At 70.2% G+C, this 24,431-nt stretch carries 21 protein-coding genes and 1 pseudogene; 11 read left to right on the plus strand and 11 right to left on the minus strand.

Features of this window, described 5'->3' with window-relative positions; all coding sequences use genetic code 11:
* Window positions 1–103: 103 nt before the first annotated feature.
* The 3 genes from ABT115_RS23540 to xylB all read right to left on the minus strand — a co-directional run bounded on the left by ABT115_RS23540 (window position 104) and on the right by xylB (window position 3,882).
* Window positions 104–940: a hypothetical protein gene (locus ABT115_RS23540; RefSeq protein WP_351793165.1), complete on the minus strand. Its 837-nt coding sequence runs from the start codon at window positions 938–940 to the stop codon at window positions 104–106.
* Entirely contained in the window at window positions 940–2,217 is a 1,278-nt protein-coding gene (locus tag ABT115_RS23545; protein ID WP_351793168.1) for a VWA domain-containing protein, read from the minus strand. Before ABT115_RS23545 ends, ABT115_RS23540 begins: the two co-directional genes overlap by 1 nt.
* A gap of 183 nt (window positions 2,218–2,400) precedes the next feature.
* Window positions 2,401–3,882 carry a xylulokinase gene (gene xylB, locus ABT115_RS23550; protein ID WP_351793171.1) on the minus strand — a complete coding sequence of 494 codons (1,482 nt, stop codon included), beginning with the start codon at window positions 3,880–3,882 and terminating at the stop codon, window positions 2,401–2,403.
* 286 nt (window positions 3,883–4,168) lie between these two features.
* Between xylB and xylA the strand changes: the two genes are divergently transcribed.
* Window positions 4,169–5,338, plus strand: a complete 1,170-nt coding sequence (xylA, locus tag ABT115_RS23555) for a xylose isomerase (RefSeq protein WP_351793173.1) — start codon at window positions 4,169–4,171, stop codon at window positions 5,336–5,338.
* A 142-nt stretch (window positions 5,339–5,480) separates the two neighbouring features.
* On the opposite strand, the gene ABT115_RS23560 is transcribed toward xylA, so the two are convergent.
* The gene (locus ABT115_RS23560) at window positions 5,481–6,722 is read right to left on the minus strand and encodes an ROK family protein (protein WP_351793176.1); all 1,242 of its coding nucleotides are present in this window, start codon (window positions 6,720–6,722) and stop codon (window positions 5,481–5,483) included.
* 86 nt (window positions 6,723–6,808) lie between these two features.
* Between ABT115_RS23560 and ABT115_RS23565 the strand changes: the two genes are divergently transcribed.
* A complete protein-coding gene (locus ABT115_RS23565) occupies window positions 6,809–7,741 on the plus strand; it encodes an LURP-one-related family protein (RefSeq protein WP_351793178.1) in 933 nt (310 codons plus the stop codon).
* 144 nt (window positions 7,742–7,885) lie between these two features.
* Here the strand turns inward: ABT115_RS23565 and pcaB are convergent, their stop codons facing one another.
* Together pcaB and ABT115_RS23575 are read right to left on the minus strand one after the other, a co-directional pair.
* Window positions 7,886–9,250, minus strand: a complete 1,365-nt coding sequence (gene pcaB / locus ABT115_RS23570) for a 3-carboxy-cis,cis-muconate cycloisomerase (RefSeq protein WP_351793181.1) — start codon at window positions 9,248–9,250, stop codon at window positions 7,886–7,888.
* Between the two features lie 102 nt (window positions 9,251–9,352).
* Window positions 9,353–10,114, minus strand: a complete 762-nt coding sequence (locus tag ABT115_RS23575) for a VOC family protein (RefSeq protein WP_351793184.1) — start codon at window positions 10,112–10,114, stop codon at window positions 9,353–9,355.
* 152 nt (window positions 10,115–10,266) lie between these two features.
* Here ABT115_RS23575 and ABT115_RS23580 point away from each other — a divergent pair, with 152 nt between their 5' ends.
* The 3 genes from ABT115_RS23580 (at window position 10,267) to thrS (ending at window position 13,948) form a co-directional block, all read left to right on the plus strand.
* Window positions 10,267–11,991 carry an FUSC family protein gene (locus tag ABT115_RS23580; RefSeq protein WP_351793187.1) on the plus strand — a complete coding sequence of 575 codons (1,725 nt, stop codon included), beginning with the start codon at window positions 10,267–10,269 and terminating at the stop codon, window positions 11,989–11,991.
* Entirely contained in the window at window positions 11,988–12,494 is a 507-nt protein-coding gene (locus tag ABT115_RS23585) for a MarR family winged helix-turn-helix transcriptional regulator (RefSeq protein ID WP_351793189.1), read from the plus strand. The genes ABT115_RS23580 and ABT115_RS23585 overlap by 4 nt, the downstream gene beginning before the upstream one ends.
* Window positions 12,495–12,652: 158 nt before the next feature.
* On the plus strand, window positions 12,653–13,948 hold the full coding sequence (gene thrS / locus ABT115_RS23590; protein WP_351793226.1) for a threonine--tRNA ligase: 1,296 nt from the start codon (window positions 12,653–12,655) through the stop codon (window positions 13,946–13,948).
* Window positions 13,949–14,202: 254 nt separating this feature from the next.
* Here thrS and abc-f read toward each other — a convergent pair whose 3' ends face one another.
* Entirely contained in the window at window positions 14,203–15,822 is a 1,620-nt protein-coding gene (gene abc-f, locus ABT115_RS23595; RefSeq protein WP_351793192.1) for a ribosomal protection-like ABC-F family protein, read from the minus strand.
* 120 nt (window positions 15,823–15,942) lie between these two features.
* Here abc-f and ABT115_RS23600 point away from each other — a divergent pair, with 120 nt between their 5' ends.
* Entirely contained in the window at window positions 15,943–16,641 is a 699-nt protein-coding gene (locus ABT115_RS23600; protein WP_502969146.1) for a TetR/AcrR family transcriptional regulator, read from the plus strand.
* Here ABT115_RS23600 and ABT115_RS23605 read toward each other — a convergent pair.
* From ABT115_RS23605 to ABT115_RS23620, 4 genes and pseudogenes are all read right to left on the minus strand, one after another.
* Complete coding sequence (locus tag ABT115_RS23605; protein WP_351793195.1) at window positions 16,634–17,095, minus strand: hemerythrin domain-containing protein; 462 nt, start codon at window positions 17,093–17,095, stop codon at window positions 16,634–16,636. The two genes, ABT115_RS23600 and ABT115_RS23605, sit on opposite strands and share 8 nt — an antisense overlap.
* Complete coding sequence (locus ABT115_RS23610; RefSeq protein WP_351793198.1) at window positions 17,085–17,864, minus strand: alpha/beta hydrolase; 780 nt, start codon at window positions 17,862–17,864, stop codon at window positions 17,085–17,087. Before ABT115_RS23610 ends, ABT115_RS23605 begins: the two co-directional genes overlap by 11 nt.
* 163 nt (window positions 17,865–18,027) lie before the next feature.
* Window positions 18,028–18,654, minus strand: a complete 627-nt coding sequence (locus ABT115_RS23615; protein WP_351793232.1) for a site-specific integrase — start codon at window positions 18,652–18,654, stop codon at window positions 18,028–18,030.
* A 142-nt stretch (window positions 18,655–18,796) separates the two neighbouring features.
* Window positions 18,797–19,099, minus strand: a pseudogene (locus ABT115_RS23620) (Tn3 family transposase); the annotation flags it as partial.
* A 572-nt stretch (window positions 19,100–19,671) separates the two neighbouring features.
* On the opposite strand from ABT115_RS23620, the gene ABT115_RS23625 reads away from it, so the two are divergent.
* From ABT115_RS23625 to ABT115_RS23645, 5 genes are all read left to right on the plus strand, one after another.
* Window positions 19,672–21,282, plus strand: a complete 1,611-nt coding sequence (locus tag ABT115_RS23625; RefSeq protein ID WP_351793201.1) for a sensor histidine kinase — start codon at window positions 19,672–19,674, stop codon at window positions 21,280–21,282.
* The gene (locus ABT115_RS23630) at window positions 21,279–21,686 is read left to right on the plus strand and encodes a roadblock/LC7 domain-containing protein (RefSeq protein WP_351793204.1); all 408 of its coding nucleotides are present in this window, start codon (window positions 21,279–21,281) and stop codon (window positions 21,684–21,686) included. The genes ABT115_RS23625 and ABT115_RS23630 overlap by 4 nt, the downstream gene beginning before the upstream one ends.
* A complete protein-coding gene (locus ABT115_RS23635; protein ID WP_351793206.1) occupies window positions 21,683–22,054 on the plus strand; it encodes a DUF742 domain-containing protein in 372 nt (123 codons plus the stop codon). Before ABT115_RS23630 ends, ABT115_RS23635 begins: the two co-directional genes overlap by 4 nt.
* Entirely contained in the window at window positions 22,035–22,649 is a 615-nt protein-coding gene (locus tag ABT115_RS23640) for a GTP-binding protein (RefSeq protein WP_351793209.1), read from the plus strand. Before ABT115_RS23635 ends, ABT115_RS23640 begins: the two co-directional genes overlap by 20 nt.
* A 96-nt stretch (window positions 22,650–22,745) precedes the next feature.
* On the plus strand, window positions 22,746–24,338 hold the full coding sequence (locus tag ABT115_RS23645; protein ID WP_351793212.1) for a cytochrome P450: 1,593 nt from the start codon (window positions 22,746–22,748) through the stop codon (window positions 24,336–24,338).
* Window positions 24,339–24,431: the final 93 nt, after the last annotated feature.

The following is a 24,431-nucleotide window of genomic DNA, read 5'->3' on the forward strand; positions in this document are numbered from 1 at the left end:
AGGCCGTTACGTCCGCCGGCGCCGGACGGGCCCGGGTCCTGAGCCCGTCCGGCGGTGCGGTTCGGTGGGCTTCCGATCCGGAGCCCGTCCCGCGAGGTGCGGGTCACACGCCCGGCGGGAACCGGGACGGGCGGCCGTTGCCGCGCGTGAGGGAGTAGCCGAAGACGGCCGCGAGCGCCGCCAGTACTCCGCCGCCGACCGTCCACAGCCAGCGATCGGTCCACCAGCCTGAGGCCCAGCCGTCCTCCGGCTCGCTGCCGAGCGCGACCTTGGCCGGCGCGTCATCGCCACTCGTGTCCGAGGCCTGCTCGACGGAGGAGACACCGGGGACCAGAGGCTCGGCGAGAGTGCCGTCCACATCCCCGGCACCGCCCTGATCGGTGGCCGTGACCTCGACCTCGGTCTGCACCGGTAGACCAAGGTCCGCCGAGGGCAGGTCGACGACGGTGAGGCGTACGAAGTAGCTGCCCGGCAGCGGGTCGTTGGCCCACGGCTCGGACCAGGCGCGAACGGTCCGCAGCACACAGGTCAGCTCGACCGCCGAGGCGTCGGCCGCAGCCTTCCCGGTCTGGCGGCCGTACATGCAGGCCTGGCGGCGCCGCAGCCCGTCGTACACGTCGACCTGCCAGGTCGACGTGCCGTGCCGGGTCGCGCTCTCCGGCAGGGTGATCTTCGCCTTGACGGTGGCCCGCTGGCCGGCGTCGGCGGGGAAGACCCAGTACAGGTAGTCACCCGTGGACGCCCCGGCGGTGGCGCGCTGGTTCTGCTGGATCGCAGTGGCCGTACGGAAAGTGGTGCCGGCCTCGGTGGGGCCGGAGCCTTCGTCCGAGGCGCTCGGGCTCGGGCTCGCCGACGGGTCGTCGGCCGCTGCGGCGCCCGCCGAGGTCAGCAGGGCGAGGCCGGACAGCAGCGCACCCGCGAGTACACGTGTCTTACGCATCAGTTGGTCCTCCAGACGGTGATGCGCCAGCGCGAGATCCAGCCGGTCACCAGACCCGCGACCAGTCCGGTGAGAACCAGTACGCCCAGCAGCCACCAGCCGCGGCCGAGACCGAACGCGGCGGCATCGGCCGCGTCGTCCGGGGCGTCGACCAGGTCCACGGTCAGTTCGAGGGGCATGCCCGGCGCGGTCTGCACCGAGGCGGGGGCCGAGAAGGAGTTGCTGACCTGGAGACACACGGTCTCGGCGGCAGGCTCGTCGCCGCTGGCCGTGTCGTCCTGCTCGGGCTTCGGGTAGCGCAGGCCGGAGGAGATGGCATCGGTGCGACCGGTGCCCGACTCCGACCCCCGGACGATTTCCCGGCCGTGTACGGTCACCGCCCGCAGCAGCACGCCGTAGTCATTGTTCACGGCACGGTCCGCGAAGACGCTCACCGAGGCGCGCAGCTCCTGACCGGGCGGCACATCCACCCGGTACCAGCGGTGCTCGCCGAACTTCTCCCGGTCGGTGTACAGGCCCGCCTTGAGCTGTGGAGCCGTGGAGCAGCGGTCCGCTCCCTCGGTCGCCACCGGTGTGACGACGGGCTCGGCAGCCCGGTCGACCAACTGCTTGACGCGGCCGGAGAGTTCATCGGTGTGCTGGACGGCGGTGTAGGTGCCGCCGGTGGCCTCGGCGATACAGGTCAGCTGCTCGCGGATCTTCGCATTCGGCACCAGGCCCAGCGTGTCGATGACGAGGTGGATGCCGCGGGCCGCAATGTCACGTGCCACCTCGCACGGGTCGAGCGGGCCACAGGTGTCCTCGCCGTCGCTGATCAGCACGATCCGGCGGGTGGAGTCGCCGCCTTCGAGGTCGTCGGCGGCGCCCAGCAGGGCCGGGCCGATCGGGGTCCACCCGGTGGGGGCCAGGGTGGCGACGGCGGTCTTCGCCTCCGTGCGGTCCAGTGGGCCGACCGGGTAGAGCTGCTTGGTGTCCTTGCAGCCGACCTTCCGGTCATCGCCCGGGTAGTCGGCGCCGAGCGTCCGGATGCCGAGTTCCACCTGCTCGGGCACCGCGTCCAGGACCTCGTTGAACGCCTGCTTCGCCGCGGCCATCCGGGACTGGCCATCGATGTCACGCGTCCGCATGGAGCCACTGACGTCGAGTACCAGCTCGACCTTGGGGGAGTCTTTGGTGGGGGTTTCATCGGCCGAGGCGGGGAGCGCCGAACCGAGCCCGGCGGTCAGGGTGGCGAGCAGGATACCCACCCCGACCGTCAGCCTTCTTCTTATGATCATCGCCGGATACTAGTGAAGATCGCTTCGCTTCCCCAAACCGGTCAGGAGACTGCCGGGAGTTCGTCGGCCACGTCGGTCGAAAGGGAATGACAGCCAGTCAGTTCACCCTGTACGGCGGTGTGGTCCCGGCTCGTGGCGTGCAGTTGCTGCGCAGGGATTCCGAGCATGTGAGGTGTACGGGTGTCAGGCGCCGCCCAGCATCGGGCCGGTGGCCCGCTCCAGCGTGGAGCCCACCCGCTCCCAGGTTGCCGAGTCCCGCCGGACAGCGGGAAGTCGAGTGTCCTCGCCGCTGTTCCAGCCGGTGGCGATCGCGACCGGGTCCTCACCGGTTGCTGCGGCGGCGGCCAGCGCGGCCGCGCCCAGGGCCACCAGTTCGCCGCTCCCGGCCACGATCACCGGCCGGCCGGAGAGCCGCCGTACCGTCTCCACCCAGGTGTGCCCCTGGGCGCCGCCGCCGATCAGTCGCAGCGGCCGGGCGGCCACCTCCGGGTCGGCCGGGTCGAGGCCGCAGGCCCGCAGGAGTTCGTCGAGGGCACGCAGCACGGTGAAGACCGCGCCCTCGTAGGCGGCGCCCAGGAGTTGCTGCGGTGTGGTGTCGTGCCGCAGCCCGGTGAGCAGGCCGGAGGCGTTGGGTAGATCGGGGGTGCGTTCGCCGTCGAGGTAGGGGAGGAGCACCACCTCGCCGCCGGAGGCTGCGTCGTCGCGCTCCAGACCGAGCAGTTCGGCGACCTTGTCCACGGCGAGCGTGCAGTTGAGGGTGCAGGCCAGCGGGAGGTACGTACCGTCCGCGGCGGCGAAACCGGCGAGCGCCGTCGACGCGGGCCGTGTCCGGGAGGCGGCGAAGACCGTTCCCGAGGTGCCGAGGCTGAGGACGGGGTGGTCCAGCAGTCCGGCGCCGCCCAGTCCGAGGCCGACGGCGGCGCTCATGTTGTCCCCCGTGCCGGCGGCCACGGCGACTTTGGCGGGCAGGCCGAGCGCGTCGGCCGCTTCGGCGGTCAGCGAGCCGATGCGGGTAGCGCCGGTCTCGGCCACCTCGGGCAGCAACGCGGCGTCCAGGCCGAGGAGTTCGAGCAGCCCGGGGTCGTACGCGCCGGTCGCGGTGGAGTACCAGCCGGTGCCCGAGGCGTCACCGGGGTCGGTGACGGCGGTGCCCGCGAGGCGTTCGGTCAGGAAGTCGTGGGGGAGCCGGACGGCTCCGGCCGCGGCTGCGTTCTCCGGTTCCTTCTCCCGCAGCCATTGCCACTTCGACGCGGTGATGGAGGCCACCGGCACGGATCCGGTCCGCGCGGTCCAGGCCTCTGCCCCGCCCAGCGCCGCGGTGAGGGCGGCGGCCTGCGGGGCGGAGCGGGTGTCGTTCCACAGCAGCGCGGGACGCAGTGGGCGCCCCGCCCGGTCGAGGACGACCAGCCCGTGCTGCTGCCCGGCGACCGCGATACCGGTCACGGCGGAGGCAGCGACGCCGGACTCCTTCAGTCCGGCGGCGACGGCGTCGCACAGCGCCTGCCACCACGCCTCCGGATCGCTCTCGCGGGCCCCCGCTTCGCCGGTGACGACATGCGGTGCCCGGCCGACGGCGAGCAGCCGGCCGGTCCCGGCGTCGACGAAGGCGGCTTTGGTGGACTGGGTGGAGCTGTCCACACCGATGACGACAGTACGCGGCGGCATGGGTGACCTCATTCCTGGTGCGGGGAGGCGGATGCAGGGAGATGGCTGCCGGGTGTGCATCGCTTCAGGGTGTGGCTGCTGGTGTGCCGCCACGGAGATTTGATCGTGCGAAAAACAAATTACGTGATCGAGTCCGCCGGGGACAGTGATCTCTCTGGATTTCTTGCCACGACGGGTTATGAGCCGGGTGTGCTCCGTGCATGATTAGTCATGCCGGTAAACAAATGTGGGTTCGGCCCCACCTCGGCCGGTCATGGAACCCGACAGCACTGAAGGCGGCCAGACGATGACGGAACGCTTCGCACCCACCCCCGACGACAAGTTCACCTTCGGACTGTGGACGGTGGGCTGGCAGGGGCGCGACCCCTTTGGCGATGCGACCCGCACGGCGATCGACCCGGTCGACTCCGTGCAGCGGCTCGCGGAGCTCGGCGCGTACGGTGTGACATTCCACGACGACGACCTGATCCCGTCCGGCTCGACGGACACCGAGCGCGAAGGGATCGTGAAGCGGTTCCGGCAGGCGTTGGACGCGGCCGGACTCGTCGTCCCCATGGCGACGACGAACCTTTTCACCCACCCGGTGTTCAAGGACGGTGCGTTCACCGCCAACGACCGGGACGTACGCCGCTACGCCCTGCGCAAGACCCTGCGCAATATCGACCTCGCCGTCGAGCTCGGCGCCACCACCTATGTGGCCTGGGGCGGCCGCGAGGGCTCCGAGTCCGGAGCCGCCAAGGACATCCAGGTCGCCCTCGACCGTATGAAGGAAGCCTTCGACCTGCTCGGCGGCTACGTCACCGAGCAGGGGTACGACCTGAAGTTCGCCATCGAGCCCAAGCCGAACGAGCCGCGCGGCGACATCCTGCTCCCGACCATCGGTCACGCCCTCGCCTTCATCGAGCGTCTGGAGCGCCCGGAGCTGGTCGGCGTCAACCCGGAGACCGGGCACGAGCAGATGGCCGGGCTGAACTTCCCGCACGGCATCGCGCAGGCGCTGTGGGCGGGCAAGCTCTTCCACATCGATCTGAACGGTCAGTCCGGCATCAAGTACGACCAGGACCTCCGCTTCGGCGCCGGTGACCTGCGTCAGGCGTTCTGGCTCGTCGACCTGTTGGAGACGGCCGGATATGCGGGGCCGCGGCACTTCGACTTCAAGCCGCCGCGAACAGAGGACTACGACGGTGTCTGGGCCTCGGCCGCGGGCTGCATGCGCAACTACCTGATCCTCAAGGAGCGCGCCGCCGCCTTCCGCGCCGACCCAGCCGTGCAGGAGGCGCTGCGCGCGTCCCGGCTCGACGAACTGGCCCGCCCCACCGCCGAGGACGGCGTGGCCGGGCTGCTGGCCGACCGGTCGGCGTTCGAGGAGTTCGATGTGAACGCGGCGGCGGAACGAGGCATGGCGTTCGAGGCCCTGGACCAGCTGGCGATGGACCACCTGCTCGGCGTCCGCTGATCTCGGCCCGTGGTGACGCGGGGCCACGGGTGGGGGCCGGACACCAGGTGCCCGGCCCCCAACCCTTCGCGTTCGCATGGAACGGCCGACTGCCCGGCTCCTACCCGGTGCGGGCGGACCGGCTGGTGTCCGTGCGGGTGGATCAGCCGGTTTTCGGGCCGTCCGCGTACGCCACCGGGTCGGCCAGTACCCCCGTCATCACCAGCGCCGCAGCGCCCCGCGCCGCGTCACCCGCGACGGACGAGGCGCGCAGACGGCCGCTCCCGGGGGACCAGAGCCCGGACACCACCCGGCCGGTCAGCTCCTCGTCGGCGGGCGGTGACAGCCACGGCATCAGGTTCCGGTATATCCCGCCGAGCACCACAGCGTCCGGGTCGAGCAGATTCACCGCTCCGGACAGCACCCGCCCCAGCATCCGGCCGGCCTCCGCGACCGCGGCCACCGCCCGCTCGTCCCCCGCCAGGGCGCGCCGTTCCAGCTCTGCCACCCCGGAGCCGCTGCCGGACTCCTCGATCCCGGCAGCCCGCAGGAGCGCCGCCTGTCCCGCGTACTGTTCCAGGCAGCCGCGCGAGCCGCACCGGCACTGCGGTCCCTCCGCGTCCACCACCACATGCCCGATCTCCCCGGCGAACCCGTGCGCCCCGCGCAGGAGTTCACCGTTGATGACCAGGGCGCCACCTACGCCGATCTCGCCCGTCAGATAAAGGAAACTGCGGACCGTGTCGAGTCCGCCGAACCAGAGCTCGGCCAGCGCCGCCAGATTGGCCTCGTTCTCCGAACTCACCGGCAGCGCCTCGCGACCGGGCCGTTCGGCAGCGAGCGCAGCGGCGAAGAGTTCGTCGGCCGGAACCTGATTCCAGCCCAGGTTGGGCGCCTGGCGCACCGCACCGCCGGAGACCAGACCGGGCAGGGCGAGTGTCACCCCGATCGGGAACAGCTCCTGCTCGCACGCCGATTCCAGGGTGCGCGCCGCGATCCGGGCCGCCCGCGCCAGCACCTCCGCGGGCGGTGCGCCGCGGTTGTCGAGGCGCTCGGTGAGCCGTACCCGGCCGGTGCCCGCCAGATCGACGACACATACCGACACGTAGTCGATGTTGACCTCCACACCGAGCCCGGAAGGCCCCGTGCGCGCCACTTTGAGCGCGGTCCCGGGGCGCCCCGCCTGCCCGCTGAAGGTCTTGCCGGACTCGGTGAGGAACCCGATGTCGATGAGTTGCTCGACGAGAGAGGACACCGCGGCCCGGGTCAGCCCCACTCGCGCGGCGACCCCGGCCCTGGTCGCCTCGCCCTCGTCACGGACGGCCCGCAGCACCAGACTGAGGTTGCTCCGGCGCACGGTGTCCTTGTCGGCCTTGGGCCCCAGCGGTGTGAGCTTGCTCTTCATGTTGGATCTGAGTTTCAACGAGGGCCGGACGTCGTGGATATGCAGGTGCGGCCTCCGTTGTCGGAGGGGCGGGATAGTGTACCCCGGTGACAACGCACTCGAACATATCTGCGGGCTGGTATCCGGATCCGTACGGCGCGCCCCAGCTGCTGCGTTACTGGGACGGTTCCCAGTGGACCGAGCACACCAACCCGGCCGCTGGGCAGCAGTCCCAGGCCGCGGCCCAGGCGCAGGTGCCCGCTCAGCCACAGGCTCAGGTGCCGCCGCAGCAGGCCGTCCCGCAGCATCAGCAGGTCGCTCCTGCGCAGCAGGCGGCCTACCAGCAGGCGGGGGCACCGTCCCAGCAGGTCGCCCACCAGCAGCCCGGGATCCCGCCGCAGCAAGCGGTCCAGCCGCAGCAGGGCGGCGCTCCCGGAGCGGGCTCGCTCTTCAACCAGCAGGTCCTTGTCGTGAACCAGAAGGCCAAGCTGATCGAGGTGACGAACGAGTACAGCGTCTTCGACCAGCACGGCAACACCGTCGGCTCGGTCGTCCAGGTCGGCCAGAGCACCCTGCGCAAGGTGCTGCGCTTCCTGACCAGCATCGACCAGTACCTGACCCACCGCCTCGAGATCCGTGACGCGTACGGTCAGCCGCAGCTCCTGCTGACCCGCCCGGCGAAGTTCATCAAGTCCAAAGTCATCGTGCAGCGCCCCGACGGGCAGCCGGTCGGTGAGATCGTCCAGCAGAACGCCATCGGCAAGATCAACTTCGCGATCATGGTGGATGGTCGGCAGATCGGCGCGATCAAGGCGGAGAACTGGCGTGCCTGGAACTTCGCGATCGTCGACCACAACGACGCCGAGATAGCGCGGATCACCAAGACCTGGGAAGGTCTCGCGAAGACGCTGTTCACCACGGCGGACAACTATGTGCTGCAGCTCCACTACCAGCTGCCCGAGCCGCTGCTGAGCCTTGTGGTCGCAACGGCGCTGACCGTGGACACCGCCCTCAAGCAGGACTCCCGCGGCTTCAGCTGACGCGGGTACGCGGGAGCCCGACGGTGGCACGGCATGCACGCCCATGCCCGGATCCGCGGGGACAACGTCCCAGACCGCCCCCGACGCCGGCGGCGGTGTCCGCCACCACCTGCGTGATCGCGTTGCCGAGGACGGTGAGCGCGGTCATCCGCGGCCCAGTGCACGGTCGGTGAGCAAGCCCGCGCAGCCGGTGTACCGGGCGGGTTCGGTCAGGTCCGAAAGATCGAGACCGGCGAGTTCTGGCTCCTCGTCCAGTACGTCGGCGAGTACGTCGGCCAGATCCGCGGCCTCCGCACGGGCCCGGGCGGCGGCGCTCACCAGGACCTCTTTGGCCCGCTTGCGGCCGATCCGTGCGGCGAACACGGCGGCCAGCCGCTCCGAGACGATCAGTCCGTCGGTGAGCTGGAGGTTCTCCCGCATGGCGTACGGGACGACGCGCAGTCCGTCGGTGAGTTCGGCGGCGTCGTACGCGGCCCCGCCGACGAGACGCAGCAGTTCGCGCAGCGGCTCCCACTCGGCGTGCCAGGACCCGGCGGGCCGCTCGTCGTTGGCGGCGAGCGAGCCGTACAGCGTCGCCGCCAGGCCGGGGGCGCGACGTGCGGCCGCGGCGATCAGCGTGGCGCGCACCGGGTTGGACTTGTGCGGCATGGTGGACGAACCACCGCCCCTCCCCTCGGTGACCTCGCCGATCTCGGTACGGGACAGGGTGAGTACATCGGCCGCCAACTTGCCGAGCGCACCTGCCGTGAAGGCGAGCGCACCCGCCAGATCGGTGATCGGTGTACGCAGACTGAGCCACGGCAACAGCGGTTCGGCCAGACCGAGTTCGTTCGCGAATGCCTGGAGCACGGCCAGTCCCCGGCCGTCGTCGGCGACTTCGACTTCTTCGATGAGGGCGAAGGTGTTGAAGGCGGCCAAGGTTCCTGCGGCGCCACCGAGTTGCGCGGGGAGCGATTCCCGTACGGCCGACAGTCGGTCCCGTGCGTCGAGGATCAGCGCACGCCACCCAGCGGCCTTCAGTCCGAAGGTGGTCGGCACGGCGTGCTGGGTGAGCGTGCGGCCGGCCATCGGGGTGTTGCGATGTGCGACGGCGAGCCGTGCCACCGCGTCCGCGGCCCGCACCAGATCGTCGAGCACCGGCGCCAGGGTCCGTGCGGCGACCAGCATGGCGGCTGTGTCGAGGATGTCCTGGCTGGAGGCTCCGCGGTGCACATACGGCCGGACGTCCTGCTCCACCGCGGCGACCAGGTCGACGACCAGCGGGGTGACCGGATTGCCGCTCGCACGTGCGCGCAGCGCCACATCCCGTACGTCGAATCGGCTCGCGTCGGCCGCCGCGGTCACCGCCCGCCCCGCCTCGGCGGGAGCGAGCCCGCAGTCGCACTGGGCGCGGGTGAGCGCGGCCTCGGCGTCGAGCATCGCCTGCAGAAAGGCGCTGTCGCCGGTGGCCGTCTCCGCGGGGGAGCCGACCCGTCCGGGGGCGAGCAGTCCGGCATCGCTCTCGTACATCAGCTGAACTCCAAGAAGGCCGTTTCGCCGTCCCCTGCGGGTGGATGTCGAACCGGTGGGTGGGCGGGTTCGTCGGCCGAGGCCCGGTTCCGGCGGCAGGACCTAGTCGCCCGCCCGGTAGATACCGAACACCGCTCCCTGCGGATCCCGTACCACCGCGATCTGCGGCCCGTCGGGAATGCTCGTCGGCGGCATCAGCAGCTCACTGCCCGCCCCCTGCGCGGTGGCCGCCGTCGCGTCGACGTCGGTCACGGCGAAGTACGGCAGCCAGTTGGGCGGCGCCTCCGGGGGGAAGCTGTCGTCCATGATCAGCATGCCGCCGAACTCCTCGCCGGCCACGCCCCACTGCGTGTAGCGCTCCGAAGCGGCGTTCACCGTCCATCCGAAGACCGCGGGATAGAAAGCGAGCGCCGGATCGGCCTCACGGGTGACGAGTTCGACCCAGCCGAGCGCTCCCGGCGCGTTCAGCCGCTCGGCACCGGCGAAGGCGCGACCCTGCCAGAGCGAGAACACGGCACCGGACGGATCCGCCACCACTGCGAATCTTCCTTGGTCGAACACGTCCATCGGGCCGATCAGCAGCGAGCCTCCCGCCGACTTCACCTTCTCGACCGTGGCGTCCGTGTCCTCGCTGGCGAACGAGACCGTCCAGGCGGGCGGCTGTCCCGGCTGGTAGATCGGACTCAGTGCGGCCACTCGGGCATCTCCGAGGTGCGCCATGGTGTAACCGCCCGCCTCCGGACGCGGGTCGGTCTCGGAGCGCCAGCCGAAGAGTGCCGCGTAGAACGACTTGGCAGCCGGGATGTCGGGGGTGCTCAGCTCGATCCAGCAGGGACCACTGGGCACCGGTTTGGTGAGCTTCATTCGGCTTCCTTCGTGAGTGCATCGACACGCATTTGTCTGTCCTCCTGCAGTTGAACGCTATGGGTTCACGGAGGGGGCGGCCATCGGTGCCGGAGCTTCGTCGTCGCAAGGGCAAGTTGTTTTACAGGTGTAATACCCGCTAAAGTATTTGAGTGAGCGACACAACTATCCGATCCCGGCAGCCCTCCGTCCGCAGACTTCCGCTGGCGGCCCCCCTGCGCCTCGCCCGGCCCTCGGACATGTGGTTCAAGTCGGCACTGAGCGTGGTCGTCGCCACCGCCGTACCGGATCTGCTGCTGTACGCCATCGACCGCCTCGACCTCGTGATGTACACGATGGCCGGCTCGCTCTGTGCGCTGTACGGCCACAATCTGCCGTACGCCCGCCGCGCCCGAGCCGTCGCCGGGGTCGTCGTCTCCATGGTCATCGGTATGGCGATATCCCTCGTCACGGCCTCGCTCACCGGATCGACAGCCACGCTGATCGCGGTGGGCGCACTGCTCGCCGCCGCGCAGAAGATGCTCTGCGACGCCACCCGCATCGGCCCGCCCGGACCGGTGATCTTCACGTTCGTCACCTCGGCCGCACTCTTCACCCCGCAGCACCTCGGCCAGGTGCCCGGCCACCTCGCGCTGACCCTGGCCGCGGGCGTGATCTCCTGGCTGATCGCAGTCGGCCCCGCGGTCATCCGCAGGGAGGGCCCGGAGCGCCGGGCGACCGCCCGCGCACTCGACGCGGCCGCGGCATACGTCACCGACCCCGGCCACCGCACTCGGCGCGCCGCAGTCGCGGCCGTGCACGCGGCCTGGCAGGCGCTGCTCGACGCCAGACACCCCACCCCCGTGCGCCGGGCTCTCGAACGTCTCGTCGTCCACGCCGAGGTCGCCCTCGCCGGGGCCGCCGACGGCGCTTCCCCGATCGCTCCCGACGTTGCCCCCGCTTCCGCGCCCGCTCCCGGACGACTCCGCGCCTGGGCCCGGCAGACCCGAGCCCGCGGACCTGTCCCCACCCCGCCGCCCGCCCCCGGCACGTCCGACGAGTTGTTCGGCATCGACGCCGAACGGGCCGCCCGGCGCTCCGGAAGCCGCCGCGACGCCCGTCGCGCACTGCTGCGCCGTCTCGCCCCGGGTTCCCCGCTGCTCCCCATCGGCGCCCGTGCACTGGTCGGCTGCGCCCTGGCCGGATATGTCTCCCAGGCGGCCGGCGTCGGCCGGCCCTACTGGGCGATCGTCACGGCCGCCTCCTTGTACCAGGCCAATGTGACACTGTCCTGGAACCGGGCCCTTCAGCGCACCCTCGGCAATCTGCTCGGCGTCCTCGTCTTCGCCGCCGTCCTCCCGGTCAGCCGCACCGGACCGCTGGCCCTCATCGGCTGCTGCCTGTTCTTCGGCTTCGCGGCCGAGGCCCTGATCACCCGCAACTACTGGCTCGGCTCCATCGCCGTCACGCCGATGGCCCTGCTGGTCCTGGAGTTCGGCGGCACCTACCCGGCCCGTGAGCTCATAGGCGACCGGCTCCTGGACACCATGATCGGCGCCGGGGTGGGCATCCTCGCCGCCATGCTGGTGACCAACCGCCGGGCCGCCGGACGCCTCGAAGAGGCGCTGGCCGCCACCGACCGGGCCCGCGCTCACGCCGAACACGCGCTCGCCGCCCCGCAGCCCACGCCCGCCGCTCTCGACGCCGCACGTCGAACGCTGACCGGATCGCTCGTCGAGCTGCGCGAGGCCGACGACACCGCAACGGGCGAATGGTGGCAGCGCGCCCTGCCCCGGGAGCAGGTCCTCGCGGCCGAGCAGGCCGGACACCGTACGCTCGCGGCGACAGCAACACGGCGGGCGCTGATCGCCCCCGCCCAGGAGAACGGAGCGGTGTGACCGACGACATCGTCGCCTCGGTGGTGCGGCAGTGGCAGGCCGTCAACCCGGAGCTGGACACCGGACCGATGGAACTCATCGGCCGTATCAACCGCTGTGCGGCCCTGCTCCAGCAGGCGGAGGACGCCCCACTGCGCGCCGTTGGCCTGACCCGCGCCGAGTTCGACCTGCTCGGTGCCGTACGCCGAACCGACCGCGAACTCACCCCCGGCGAGCTGGCCCGGGAGACGTTTTCCTCCGGCGCCGCCGTCACGAAGCGTCTGCGGGTCCTTCAGGAGCGCGGGCTTGTCGACCGCCGCAGCGACGCCCGCGACCGCCGCGTTGCCCATGTCCGCCTCACAGAGGAGGGCCGCGACCTGGTCGACGGGTTGCTGCCCAGGCAGCTGGCGTACGAACGCATGGTGCTGTCCGGTCTCGACGAGCAGACCCGTGCCCGACTCAGCGCCCAGCTCAGCGAGTTGCTGGTGCAGTTGGAGGGGCGCATCGGCGGCGCCCGGCGCTGAACCGGCGGCCGGGACTCCACCGGGTTGGTCCGCGGTCGGGGCCGACGGCAGCGCCGGAAAAAAATCCGCGCGGACATCCGTACGTTGCTGCTAACGTCCGCCGCATGAAGCGCGCTGCCATGACGACGACGCCGGAGAGTGTCCCGGCGCGCTGACAGCTGTTCAGTCCGAAGCCCCGGGGCGAGTGCCCCGGGGCTTCGTCTTGCGGTCACTCGTCCGACGACCGCGAGGAGACCGCCATGCACGACCATCGCAAGCTCGGCCGCGAGCTGGACCTGTTCGACACCGACCCGCTGATCGGCGCGGGACTGCCGTACTGGCTGCCCGACGGCGCTGCCGTCCGCCACACCCTGGAGGAGTACATCCGCACCGCCGAACGGCGGGCGGGCTACCAGCACGTGTACTCGCCGGTGCTCGGCAAACGGGAACTGTACGAGATCTCCGGGCACTGGTCGCACTACAGCGACGACATGTTCCCGCCGATGGGCCTGGGCGGAGAGCAGATCGTGCTGCGGCCCAGCCTGTGTCCGCACCACGCGGTCATCTACCGCTCCCGGTCCCACAGCTACCGCGAACTGCCCCTGCGCATGGCCGAGCTGGGCGGCATGTACCGCTCCGAACTCTCCGGAGTGCTCGGCGGGCTGACCCGTGTGAGGGCCATCCAGCTGAACGACGCGCACATCTTCTGCACCCTGGACCAGGCCGCCGAGGAAGCACAGGCCGCGCTGGAGCTGATTCGCCGGGCGTACCAGGCGCTGGGCATCAGCGCGGCCCGTTTCCGGCTGTCCCTTCCGGGACCCGGCGGGAAGTATGTTGCCGCCCCCGAGATGTGGCAGCGGTCCACCGCCCTGCTGACCGACGTCCTCGACCGCTCCGGCCTGCCCTACAAGGCGGCCGAGGGAGAGGCGGCGTTCTACGGACCCAAGATCGATGTCCAGGTCGCCGACAGTGCGGGCAGGGAGGCCACCCTGTCCACCGTCCAGATCGACTTCCACCAGCCGGCCCGGTTCGATCTGCACTACATCGGCCCGGACGGCGCGAAGCACCGGCCGGTCATGATTCACCGCAGCGTCATCGGCAGCGTGGAGAGAGCCGTCGCCCACCTCATCGAGCAACACGGCGGGGCCTTCCCCGCCTGGCTCGCCCCCACCCAGCTGGCGATCCTCCCGGTCTCCGAAGCCGAGCTGCCGAATGCGAAGGCGCTCGCCCGGCGGTGCACCGGCCTCGGGCTGCGGGCCGAGATCGCCGGACCGGATCGCGGCACCCTGGGAGCCCGTATCCGGGAAGGCCGCCTGGCGCCCTACCAAGCCGTCATCGGTGCCAGGGAAGCCGCTGACGACCATGTCGCCCTGCGCCTGCGCGACGGACGTCGGCACGAACCGCAGCCCGCCGACGACGTCCTCGCCCGCATCGTTGCCCTGGTGGACGCCTGCAGCACCGACCTCTGGGACTAGGGCGCCCGTAGCGGGCCCTGAGAGGTGTCGGGTGGCCTCTGATCGGGTGGGGCCACCCGACGGCCCCTCAGGCAGAGGGTCAGCCGAGATACGGCCGAAAGGGGTAGCGAGGCCGCGTGAGAGCTGTTCGTAAGGGGATCCCCCAACGAACAGATGCGATCTTGAGAGGCAGGTGACACCGACCTGTATCTGCTTGATCGAGGCGGCACGGCGAGGCATAGGGGCTCCATGTGACGAATCGGGTGCTTGCGGCGTCAGCGGGCGGCGGCGGATGTGGGAGTCGCCTGCAGGGCGAGGTGAGCACCGCGCCAGCGCCGGATCAGCCGGCGGTCGTGGCTGACGATCACGAGGGTGCCGTCGTAGTCGGCCAGGGCGGCTTCCAGGTCCTCGACGAGGGCGGGGGACAGATGGTTGGTGGGCTCGTCGAGCAGCAGGACATCTGACGGTTCGCTGACCAGCCGTGCCAGCGCAAGACGCTGCCGCTGCCCGGTGGACAAGGTGCCCACCGCAACGGTGAGCTGGTCGCGGTTGAACAGACCGAGCCCCAGCAGCCGCTCGGCGTGCTCGGCGGCTTGCCCGGCTCGTCTGCGGGCGAAGGCAGCCAGCAACGTGCCGTCCGGTCGGCCGAGTTGCGGTTCTTGCGGGAGGAAGCCGACCCTGCCCCGGCGGGTGACGGTCCCGCTGTCGGGGGCCAAGTCGCCAGCCAGGACACGCAGCAAGGTGCTCTTACCCGCTCCGTTCGGCCCGGTGATCAGCAGGCGTTCCCCGGCTGTGACCGTAAGAGATGTGAGGCCGAGCCGGGCTGAGACGCTGACGTCAGAGGCATCGAGCACGACGCCCCGCGCGTGGCCTGCCCGCAGTACGGGGGCAAAGCGCAGCGGCTGCGGCGGGGACGGGACCGGGTTCGTCAGGAGGCGGCGCAGGCGTTCCTCTGCCTGGCGTACCCGGCTGGCTACCGACTGCTGGACGCGGCCTGCCGCCCGGTCGTAGGCCATCTTGTTGCCGTCCTTGATCGCTCGGCCCGGGGCCACCCGGCGGGCGGTGGTCGCGGCGGTCTCACGGAGCCGGTCCACGTCGGCTTGCCACTGGGCGTGCGCCTGGGCCCACCGCTGGCGGGCTGCCGCCTTCTCGGCGAGGTAGCCGGCGTAACCGTTGCCGTACCGGATCACGCTGCGCTCGTCGGCGTCCACTTCCAGCAGACTGGTGGCCACTCGTTCGAGGAAGACGCGGTCGTGACAGACCGCCACCGTGGTGCCGCGCCGGGTGCGCAGGTGTTCTTCCAGCCAGCCGAGGGCTTCCTCGTCGAGATGGTTGGTCGGCTCGTCCAGCAGCAGCACCTCCGGGCTTGCTGCCAGAACGGCCGCCAGGCGCAGCCGGACTTGCTCACCGCCGGACAGGCTGCCCACGGTACGGCCACGGTCCAGCAGGCCCAAGCCGAGGCCGTGCAGGGCGCGTTCCACGCGGGCGTCGGCCTCGTAGCCGCCACGCAGTTCGAAGACCGTCAGCAACTCGCCGTACTCGTCCATACCCGACTCGTCGCCGTCGGCCATCGCCGCCTCCAGGCGGCGCATCCGCTGCTCGATCGCGCGCAGCTCGCCCAGAGCCCGGTCGATGACCTCCTGCACGGTCGCACCAGGCGGCAGCCGCCCGTCCTGCGGGAGATAGCCGACGCCGCCGTCGGCGTGGATGACGACCTCTCCCTGGTCGGGCCGCTCCAGGCCGGCGAGCACGCGCAGCAAGGTGGTCTTGCCGGACCCGTTCTCGCCGATGATCCCCGTGCGCTCGCCCGCGGCGAGCGAGCACGTCACCGAGTCAAGAACGAGCCTGCCGCCCAAGGACTTGCTGACGGCGAGAGCGGTGATTTGCGTAGGCATGCGAAGACTCCGAAGCATTCGAGGACGGGGCGGCCCCCACGGGCCGCTGGGCCAGGTGAACGCTTCGGAAGAGCATCGACGACTCCATTAGTGCGACAACAGTTGCATTAAGATGCTGCCATGACGCCGTCCCGCCGAGCAACCGGATTCCCGGTCGGAGATTCCTCGCCTCCGATGGCGGCCCGACGCCGCCCGGGCGGCCGCACCAGCCGCATCCGCATGCAGGTGCTCGACGCGGTTCGCACCGAGCTGGTGGAATCCGGCTACGACGCACTCACCGTGGACGCCGTCGCGGCCCGCGCGGGCGTCCACCGCACGACGGTGTACCGACGCTGGCGGGACGTCGGCGGACTGCTCGCCGACGTCCTCGACGCCGCGAGCTACGACGACTGGCAGCCCGAGGACACCGGCTCTCTGCCAGGAGACCTGGCGGCACTGAACCACCAGATCCAGACGGCGCTGACCGCCCAGCCGCCGATCACCACAGCCTTGATCGCCGCCTCCTTCCGTTCCGACGAAGCCGCCCGCGCCCTACAGCGCTTCTGGGAAGACCGGTACGCACGCTGCGAGATCGTCGTGCAGCGAGCAGCCCGGCGCGGGGACATCCCTGCGCACACCAACGCGCGGCAACTGCTCATCGCCGCCACCGCGCCGCTGTACCACCAACTGATACTTCTCCGCACGCCACCCGATCCTCGTCTGCCCGACCACGCAGCCAGGAGCGCCGCCCTTGCGGCATCCGCCGGCGCCTTCTCGAACCCAGGTGGATTCCCGTTCGCGCCGTCGGCGGGCGGCGCGAACGGGACGCGGCTCAGCTAATCGGGCCGAAGATCTCGGTGCGGTCGAAGTCGGCATCCATGCCGTCCAGCACCGCTCCCAGTTGCTTCTCCTCGTACTTGAAGTGCGTCTCCATGACTGCCTCGATCCCGTCCAGGTGGCGGTGTGCCACCTCCGGGTCGGTCGAGTCGGCCACCGCCTTCTGCAATCCACCGATGAGGTGCTCGATCATGTTGTGGTCCTGAGTCAGCTTCGCGACCACCGGCGCCAGGTCGGGTCGCGCCCGTACCAGTTCCGGGAACAGCGAACCGTCCTCGGCGCGATGGTGGCCGGACAGGGCAGCGCAGAACCCGTGGCAGAACAACAGCAGGTCGATGGCGGCGTCGGCGGGGGCGCCGCCGTCCAGTCCCGCCCGCGCCAGTGCCAACGCATTGCGCAGCTTGCCGTGCACCCGCTGCAGTTCCCCGCCCCAGGCGGTGACGCGGTCAGTCGGCAAGAACGCCCTCCCGTCGCAGCCAGGCCGCGCACGCGGTCGTCCAGGACGCGGTGTGCGGCTCGCGCGCAATGAACTTATGCGGCTCGCCGCCGTATTCCACGCCGTCGGCGAGGCCGATGCCGTGGCTGCCGCCCGGGTAGACGTGCAACTCCACCGGTACCGCGGCGGCCGCCAGCGCCCGGGTCCACTCCAGGGCGTTGGGCAAGCCCGGCGGGTCCTGAGCGGTGGCCCATACGAAAGTCGGGCACACCGACGCATCCACATGCTTGGCCGGGGATAGCTCGTCCTTGATGGGCAGCAGGTCACCGAGCAGGTTCTCGACCACCGGCGGCGGCAGCAGGTCGAGGTCGGCCAGCGCGTAGGCCAGGATCGCGAAGTCCGGTCGGGGCGGGTCGGCGACGCCTTCCTCGATGGACAGAACCTGGCCGGTCATGAGCAGGCCAGCGAGTTGGCCGCCCGCGCTTGATCCGATGACGCCGACCCGGCCGACGTCGAGGCCGTGGTCGCCGTTGCGGATGTGGTCCAACCCGGCCCGGGCGTCTTCGAGCGGGGCCGGGAACCGGTCCGGCAGCAGCCGGTAGGACAGGACGAAGGCGTGGATGCCGAGGCCGGACAGCCAGCGCGCGTAGCCTTCGCCCTCGTGCGGTGGAAGTTCCCGGAAGCCGCCGCCGGGCAGGACGAGGACGGCGGGTCGGGGGCCGAAGAACCGGTCCTCGGCGGGGTAAAGCTTGATCTTCTGTGAAATTGGGGTGGGAATGGCCGTAGCCACCTTTCGATACGACGCCTCCATGCCTGACGAGCCATCCGCCACCGGCACGCGACGCTGCCTGGAACTATAACCGCGAAGGCCAGATGGGCGGTTGCGTTGCGCTGCCGCAACGGCGTCAGGGTGAGCACGCAGTCTCCGAGGACCGCGAGTCGGCGTCATCGCGTCACACTGCGTTCTCGGCAACATTCCAAGCAGATCCGGGCCTCAATGCCTGACGCAGCAACCCCTCCGGGCTGTGGACCGCATCACCGGTCCATAGCCGCCAGCTGTCCGGGAAAGACGCGCAGCACCCGGTCCGCGCTGGCCCATGGACCTGCGCGCCGACATCCATCCACTGCTGCTCGGTGGGTATCCACGGCAGCTTCGTCAGCCTCGGCACGAGGCCGCGCTCATGCCCGCCGCGTCGGCGGCCAGGCGTGTAGCGGCCCCGGCCGACCGGGTTGGAATCGCGCTGCCCGTCCTCCATGAGGAAGTCATAGAACAGCCGGACCGGCACCAGGCGCTGCTGAATGGTGGCGTTGGCCAGGCCCGAGCCCGAGTCGATTGATACCACGTTCGCGCCCCGGCGGCTCGGCCGTGAGGTCAACTCCCTTACGTAGAAGGCAATGTGGGCTCGGTTGGCGGTCAGCGGGTCGACGTTCTCCCGCTCGCACATCTCCAGATACTCGGCCAGCCCTCGGGCGTAGGCGTCGATCGTCCGGGGCGCCCGGCCCAGGTCGGCCCACACCTGCAACCACCCGGCTGCCCGCTCGTGCCTGCCGAGCACCGGCCACTTCTTCTCCAGCACCACCGTGCCCAACACATCTCCTCAGTCCGTGGTCGTACCGCACGGAGATGATCTCCGCTGCGGCCAGATTCCACGTAACTGATAGCTGCACGGTGCGGATCACGCGGCCGACCTCCCGGAACGCGTCGTAGGTGGCGTTCTTCTTGGAGCCCGACCGCAGCCGCTTGAGGAGCGTGGACGAGGAGATCGCCGCCTCGCGCATCGAGACGGCCACCCACATCAGGTGCCGGAACTGGGACTCGATCAGATCCCAGTCGATGACGTTCTTGCCCGTCTCGCCGAACAGGGCGTCGATGTGCACGTACTCGCTCTGCTTGCTGGGCCGGTAGAACGTCGAGTCCTTCCAGTTCCTGATCCGGGGCATCAGGTCGAAGCCCAGCAGGTGGGCCAGTGCGAACACCGGGAAGCTCTGGCCCTGCGTGTCCGCGTGCACGGTGGTGGGCTGCACCTCGGACGTGTTCTTCAGCAGGCCCTCGAACTCGGCGACACCCCCTTCCGGCCGTACCTCGGCTGACCCCCCAGGCAGGGCCGGCGCTGTTCCGTCGCCATCCGGGAGAGCAGCATTTTGCCGCCCGAAGTGGCGTGGGCGAGGGCGTACTCCTTTTGATCCCCTTCGATCACATGTGCCCTTGTCCTTCGATGCGGGACAGGATTGCTTGATCCTGGGGTCGAGTCGTTCGGATGCTTCCTCGTCTGCCGTACTACTTACGCCAGAATGTTCGAGTTGATTTTTCGTGAATCCTCGAAAATGTCCCCCTGTGCGGTACGAGCGATGCCCCGTCTCGCGAATTCACCTCACTCGTCACTCCCTGTGCGTGTCCAGCGGCGGTGCGTGCAAAAACTTGTGAGTGTATTGCTGCGGGAGCGCTCGCGCAGGGGGTTGGGGTGAATGTGCCGAAGCACTGATTCGATCTGACTAAGCTCACGCGCAGCGAAGTCGAGTTGATATGAATTCGAGCGCTTGTTCCTGAGTGTCTTGCAAGCGCGTATACCTCCCGAATCAACCGCCAGAGGTTTTAGATGGTTCGTGTTGAATCACCGCCGATCGAACGAGAAGCCCCAGTCATTCGTGCCTTGTTGCTGCCCATGCTCCTGACGGGTGGTGCGACCGCCGCCGCGGTGGCACTGGTTTCCGAGGCCGCGCGAACGCCACTCGTCTGCTGCGGCGCGCTCGCCACCGTCGTGATCGCCGCACTCACCGTTCGACTCGCCCGCCGGGGACGCGATCTGCGTACCCAGCGCGCGGTGTACGAACGGCGCTTCACCGACCTGGAGCGGCGTGTCGCCACACACGACGACGAGACCGTGCGTATCAGCAAGGAGCTCCTGCCGGCCGCCATCCACCGGCTGCGCGTGGGCAATTCGCCCGAAGAGGTGCTCCGGGACATCGTCGACGCGGACGAGCGGTACCGCGACCTGCCCGACGCCCAGCGCGCTCTCGTCTACACGGTGCTGAACATCATCGACAACGAAGAGGCGATGCGTGACTCCGCGCAGCGTGCGTTCGTCAACGTCGCCCGGCGGGTCCAGGCGATCGTCCACCGCCAGGCGAGTGAACTGCGGGAGATGGAGGAGCATCACGGGCGCAACCCCGACGTCTTCGACGACCTGCTCCGCATCGACCATGGCACGGCGCTGATCGGCCGCCTCGCCGACTCCATCGCAGTACTCGGCGGTGCCCGCCCCAGTCGCCAATGGCCCAAGCCCGTCCCGCTGTTCAGTGTGCTGCGCGGTGCCATGTCGCGGATCCTGGAGTACCCGCGCGTCGATCTGCACTCGATCGTCAAGGTCGCCATCATCGGCACGGCCGTCGAACCGCTCATCCATGCCTGCGCCGAACTCCTCGACAACGCCACCCGCTACTCGCCGCCGCAGACCCGGGTGCACGTCACCGCGGTCGAGGTGCAGACCGGCATCGCCATCGAGATCGAGGACGGCGGCGTCTCGCTCAGCGAGGAGGCCCGGGCGCGGGCCGAGAACATGCTCGCCAGAGCCCAGGCCGGCTCGAGCATGAACGACCTCGGCGAGTCCCCGCGACTCGGCATGGCAGTCGTCGGACGGCTCTCGAGGATGTACGACCTCCAGGTCTCGCTTCGGCAGTCCGCGTACGGCGGTGTCCGCGCCGTACTCATCGTGCCCCGCGCCATGATCACGACCGGCCCCGCTCCCGGCATCGCCCACGGCATCGGCGCCACGTCGAGGCCCACCAGCGACATCGACCACGAGGCCATGAAGCACGTCGTGCCGGCACGGCGCAAGCCCCGCACCCCCGTGGCCCAGCGCCCGGCCACCGGACCGGTCGCACCCGTCACCCGGCCGGTCGTTCCCGTGGCCGCCATGGAGGACGACGTCCCCGTGGTGACCGAGTGGACCGCGGGCGGTCTCCCGCAACGCCGCAGCCGCGGCCGCGCCCCCCTGGGCTCGCACAACCTCCCGGCACAGCCCGTCGATCCCACCGCAGGACAGCGCGGTGGTCATACCACCGGCCACGTCGAGGGGAACGACAGCGGCAGGGCGCAGCCCCCCGGACTCTGGCTGGAGGCCTTCACCAACGCCGTCAACGGCGTGCCGCAGGAGCCGAAGACCGGCGAAGACTCTGAGGATGCCTGGAACAAGGGAGACCTGAAGTGATCCAGCAGCGGGGAAATATGGACTGGATGCTCAAGGAACTGGCCGATGACGTGCCGGACATCCACCAGATCGTGGTGCTCTCCGCCGACGGACTGCGCATCGCCCAGCACGGCGGCGACCCCGATGTCGCCGACCGCCTCGCGGCGGCCTGCGCGGGGCTGCAGAGCCTGGCCGCCGCCGTAGCCTCCGAAATCCCGTACAGCGACGGCCTCATGCGCCTCGTCGTCATCGAAGTCACTGGCGGCTTCTTCTACTTGATGGCCGCCGGAACCGGCGCGTACCTCGCGGTCCTGGCCGGTGAGACGGTCGACGCGGGGCTCGTCGGGGCGCGGATGCGCGACATGGTCGTCAGGATCGGTGCCCACCTGACGAGCCCACCGCGCCATGACGGGCAGTTCGGATGAATTCTCCCCGACGACAACGCCGAGAGGCCGATCCGGCACTGAGCGACCCGGAACGGCTGTACGTGATCACTGGCGATCCCGACGGCAGCGAGCGGGCGTCGCTCGACCTGGTCACGATGGTCGTCGCGAAGGCCCAGCCGAAGCCGACGGTCCAGCCCGAGCAGGCCGTGATCCTGCGGCTCTGTCAGGCGCCGTTGTCCGTCGCGGAGATCTCGGCGTACCTCGGCCTGCCCTTCAGTGTGGTGACATCGCTCCTCACCGAACTCCTCGCGACCGAACTCATCGAATCGCGCGCGCCCATCGTCCGCGCCACTCTCCCGGACAGGTCCCTTCTCGAAGCGGTGATGCATGGACTTCAGAAGCTCTGACACGATCACCGGCCCCCGGCGCGAGGACATCCTTCCCACCACGGCGACAGCCGCGGTGAAGGTTGTGATCGTCGGAGGGTTCGGGGTCGGCAAGACGACCATGGTCGGATCCGTCAGCGAGATCCGGCCGCTGACCACCGAAGAGACCATGACCCAGGCCGGAATCGGCGTGGACGACAACTCCGGGGTGGAGAGCAAGACCGCCACCACCGTCGCCATGGACTTCGGCCGTATCTCCATCAGTGAGGAACTGATCCTCTATCTGTTCGGGACCCCGGGACAGGAACGGTTCTGGTTCCTGTGGAACGGCCTGTTCGAAGGCGCGCTCGGCGCGGTGGTCCTCGTCGACACCCGCCGCCTCGAAGTCAGCTTCGACGTCATCGGACGGCTGGAGGATCGTGGCGTGCCGTTCGTCGTCGCCGTCAACACCTTCCCCGACGCCCCGAAACACCCCGTCGAGGCGCTGCGCGCCGCCCTGGACCTCCCCGAAGAGGTACCGATGATCGACTGCGACGCCCGGCGGCGCGCCTCCAGCCGCGACGTACTGATGACGCTGATGCGCTATTTGCACAGTCTGGCCCTCCCGCTCGCCTGAGAGGCGTTGCGACGCCGCTGCCAATCGTGGGTGAGGTCGTAACACCTCGCACGTCCCATCCGTCTGGTCCTTGGAATCCTGATCCCTGGAGCGATCGTGACAACCCCATTCCACTACGAGCCCGGAGCGGCCCAGGGGCCGGTTCCGCCACCCGAGTGCCCGGCCCACGGCCTCGGGATCGGCCCCGGCGGACTACGCCGGTTCTACGGCCCGGAGGCCGAGCGGGACCCCAACGGGCTGTACGACAAGCTGCGCGCCGAACACGGCAGCGTGGCCCCTGTACTGCTGCACGGAGACGTCCCCGTCTGGCTGGTGCTCGGGCACAGCGAGAACCTGTACATGACCCGTACCCCCTCGCAGTTCTCCCGCGACTCCCGGCGGTGGCGGGCCCTGCAGGACGGCACCGTCGGCCCGGACCACCCGCTGGCCCCGATCTTCACCTGGCAGCCGGCCTGTGTCTTCGCCGACGGCGCCACCCATGAGCGCCAGCGCCGCGCGGTCACCGACAGCATGAGCCGCATCGACTCCCGCGGGGTGCGCCGCCACGTCAACCGCTACAGCAACCGGCTGGTCAACGACTTCTGCAAGGAAGGCCGCGTCGACCTGGTGAGCCAGTTCGCCGAGCGGCTGCCGATGATGGTGATGTGCGCGATCCTCGGCATGCCCGAGGAGTACAACGACCGGATGGTCCAGGCCGCCCGCGACATGACCCGCGGTACGGCGACCGCGATCGCGAGCAACGCCTACGTCCTCGAGGCGCTGACCCGGCTCGTCCGACGCCGCCGGCGCGAACCCGCGGACGACCTCGCCACCTGGCTCGTCGAACACCCGACACGAATGAACGACCAGGAGGTCAGCGAGCATCTGCGGCTGATTTTCATCGCCGCCTACGAGTCGACCGCCAACCTGATCGCCAACGTCCTGCGCATGGTGCTCACCGACCCCCGCTTCCGGGCCAGGCTCAGCGGCGGCCATATGACGGTGCCCGAAGCGGTCGAGCAGAGCCTGTGGGACGAACCGCCGTTCACCGCGGTCTTCGGCCGCTGGGCGGTCGGCGACACCGAACTGGGCGGAAAGCAGATCAAGGCGGGCGACGCCCTGATCGTCGGCATCGCACCGGCCAACACCGATCCGGTGGTGAGGCCCGACCTGGGCGCCGACATGGAAGGCAACCGCGCCCACCTCGCGTTCAGCGGCGGCCCTCATGAATGCCCCGGGCAGGACATCGGACGCGCCATCGCGGACGTCGGTGTCGACGCACTGCTGATGCGGCTCCCCGACCTCGAACTCGCCGTCGACGAGAGCCGGCTGAGCTGGATCGGGAACATTCTGGGCCGGCACCTGGTGGAGCTCCCGGCGGACTTCGCCGCGCGTACGCCGCAGGACGACCAGGAACCGCCATCCTCGGGGAGGCCGAACCCGCCGCGCCAGGACTGGAAGGCGCAGGCCGCGGTCCGGCACACCGCCACCGCACCCGGACGCACTCCTGGTGCGGCACGGGGGCCTGCCTCGATCAGTGCGACAGGTGGGACTGGTGTGCCTGGTGTGACGTACACCGCGACGGTCACCGACGAGTCCTGGGGCACGTCCGCCGGGCAGTGGGTCGGCGGCCGGATCCCGCAGCAGCGCAGCGGACCCGCACCGGTAAGGCTGTGGCGGGCCGTTGCGCGCTGGTGGAGCGGTAACTGACCCGACCCGCCCGTCGCGACGCAGGCGGGACGAATCACCGGCCCGGGGGGCGCGGCTGTTGAGGGGGCCCGCCCCCCGGGGCCGGGCGGTGGC

Source organism: Streptomyces sp. NPDC001832 (assembly GCF_040297265.1).
GTDB lineage: Bacteria > Actinomycetota > Actinomycetes > Streptomycetales > Streptomycetaceae > Streptomyces.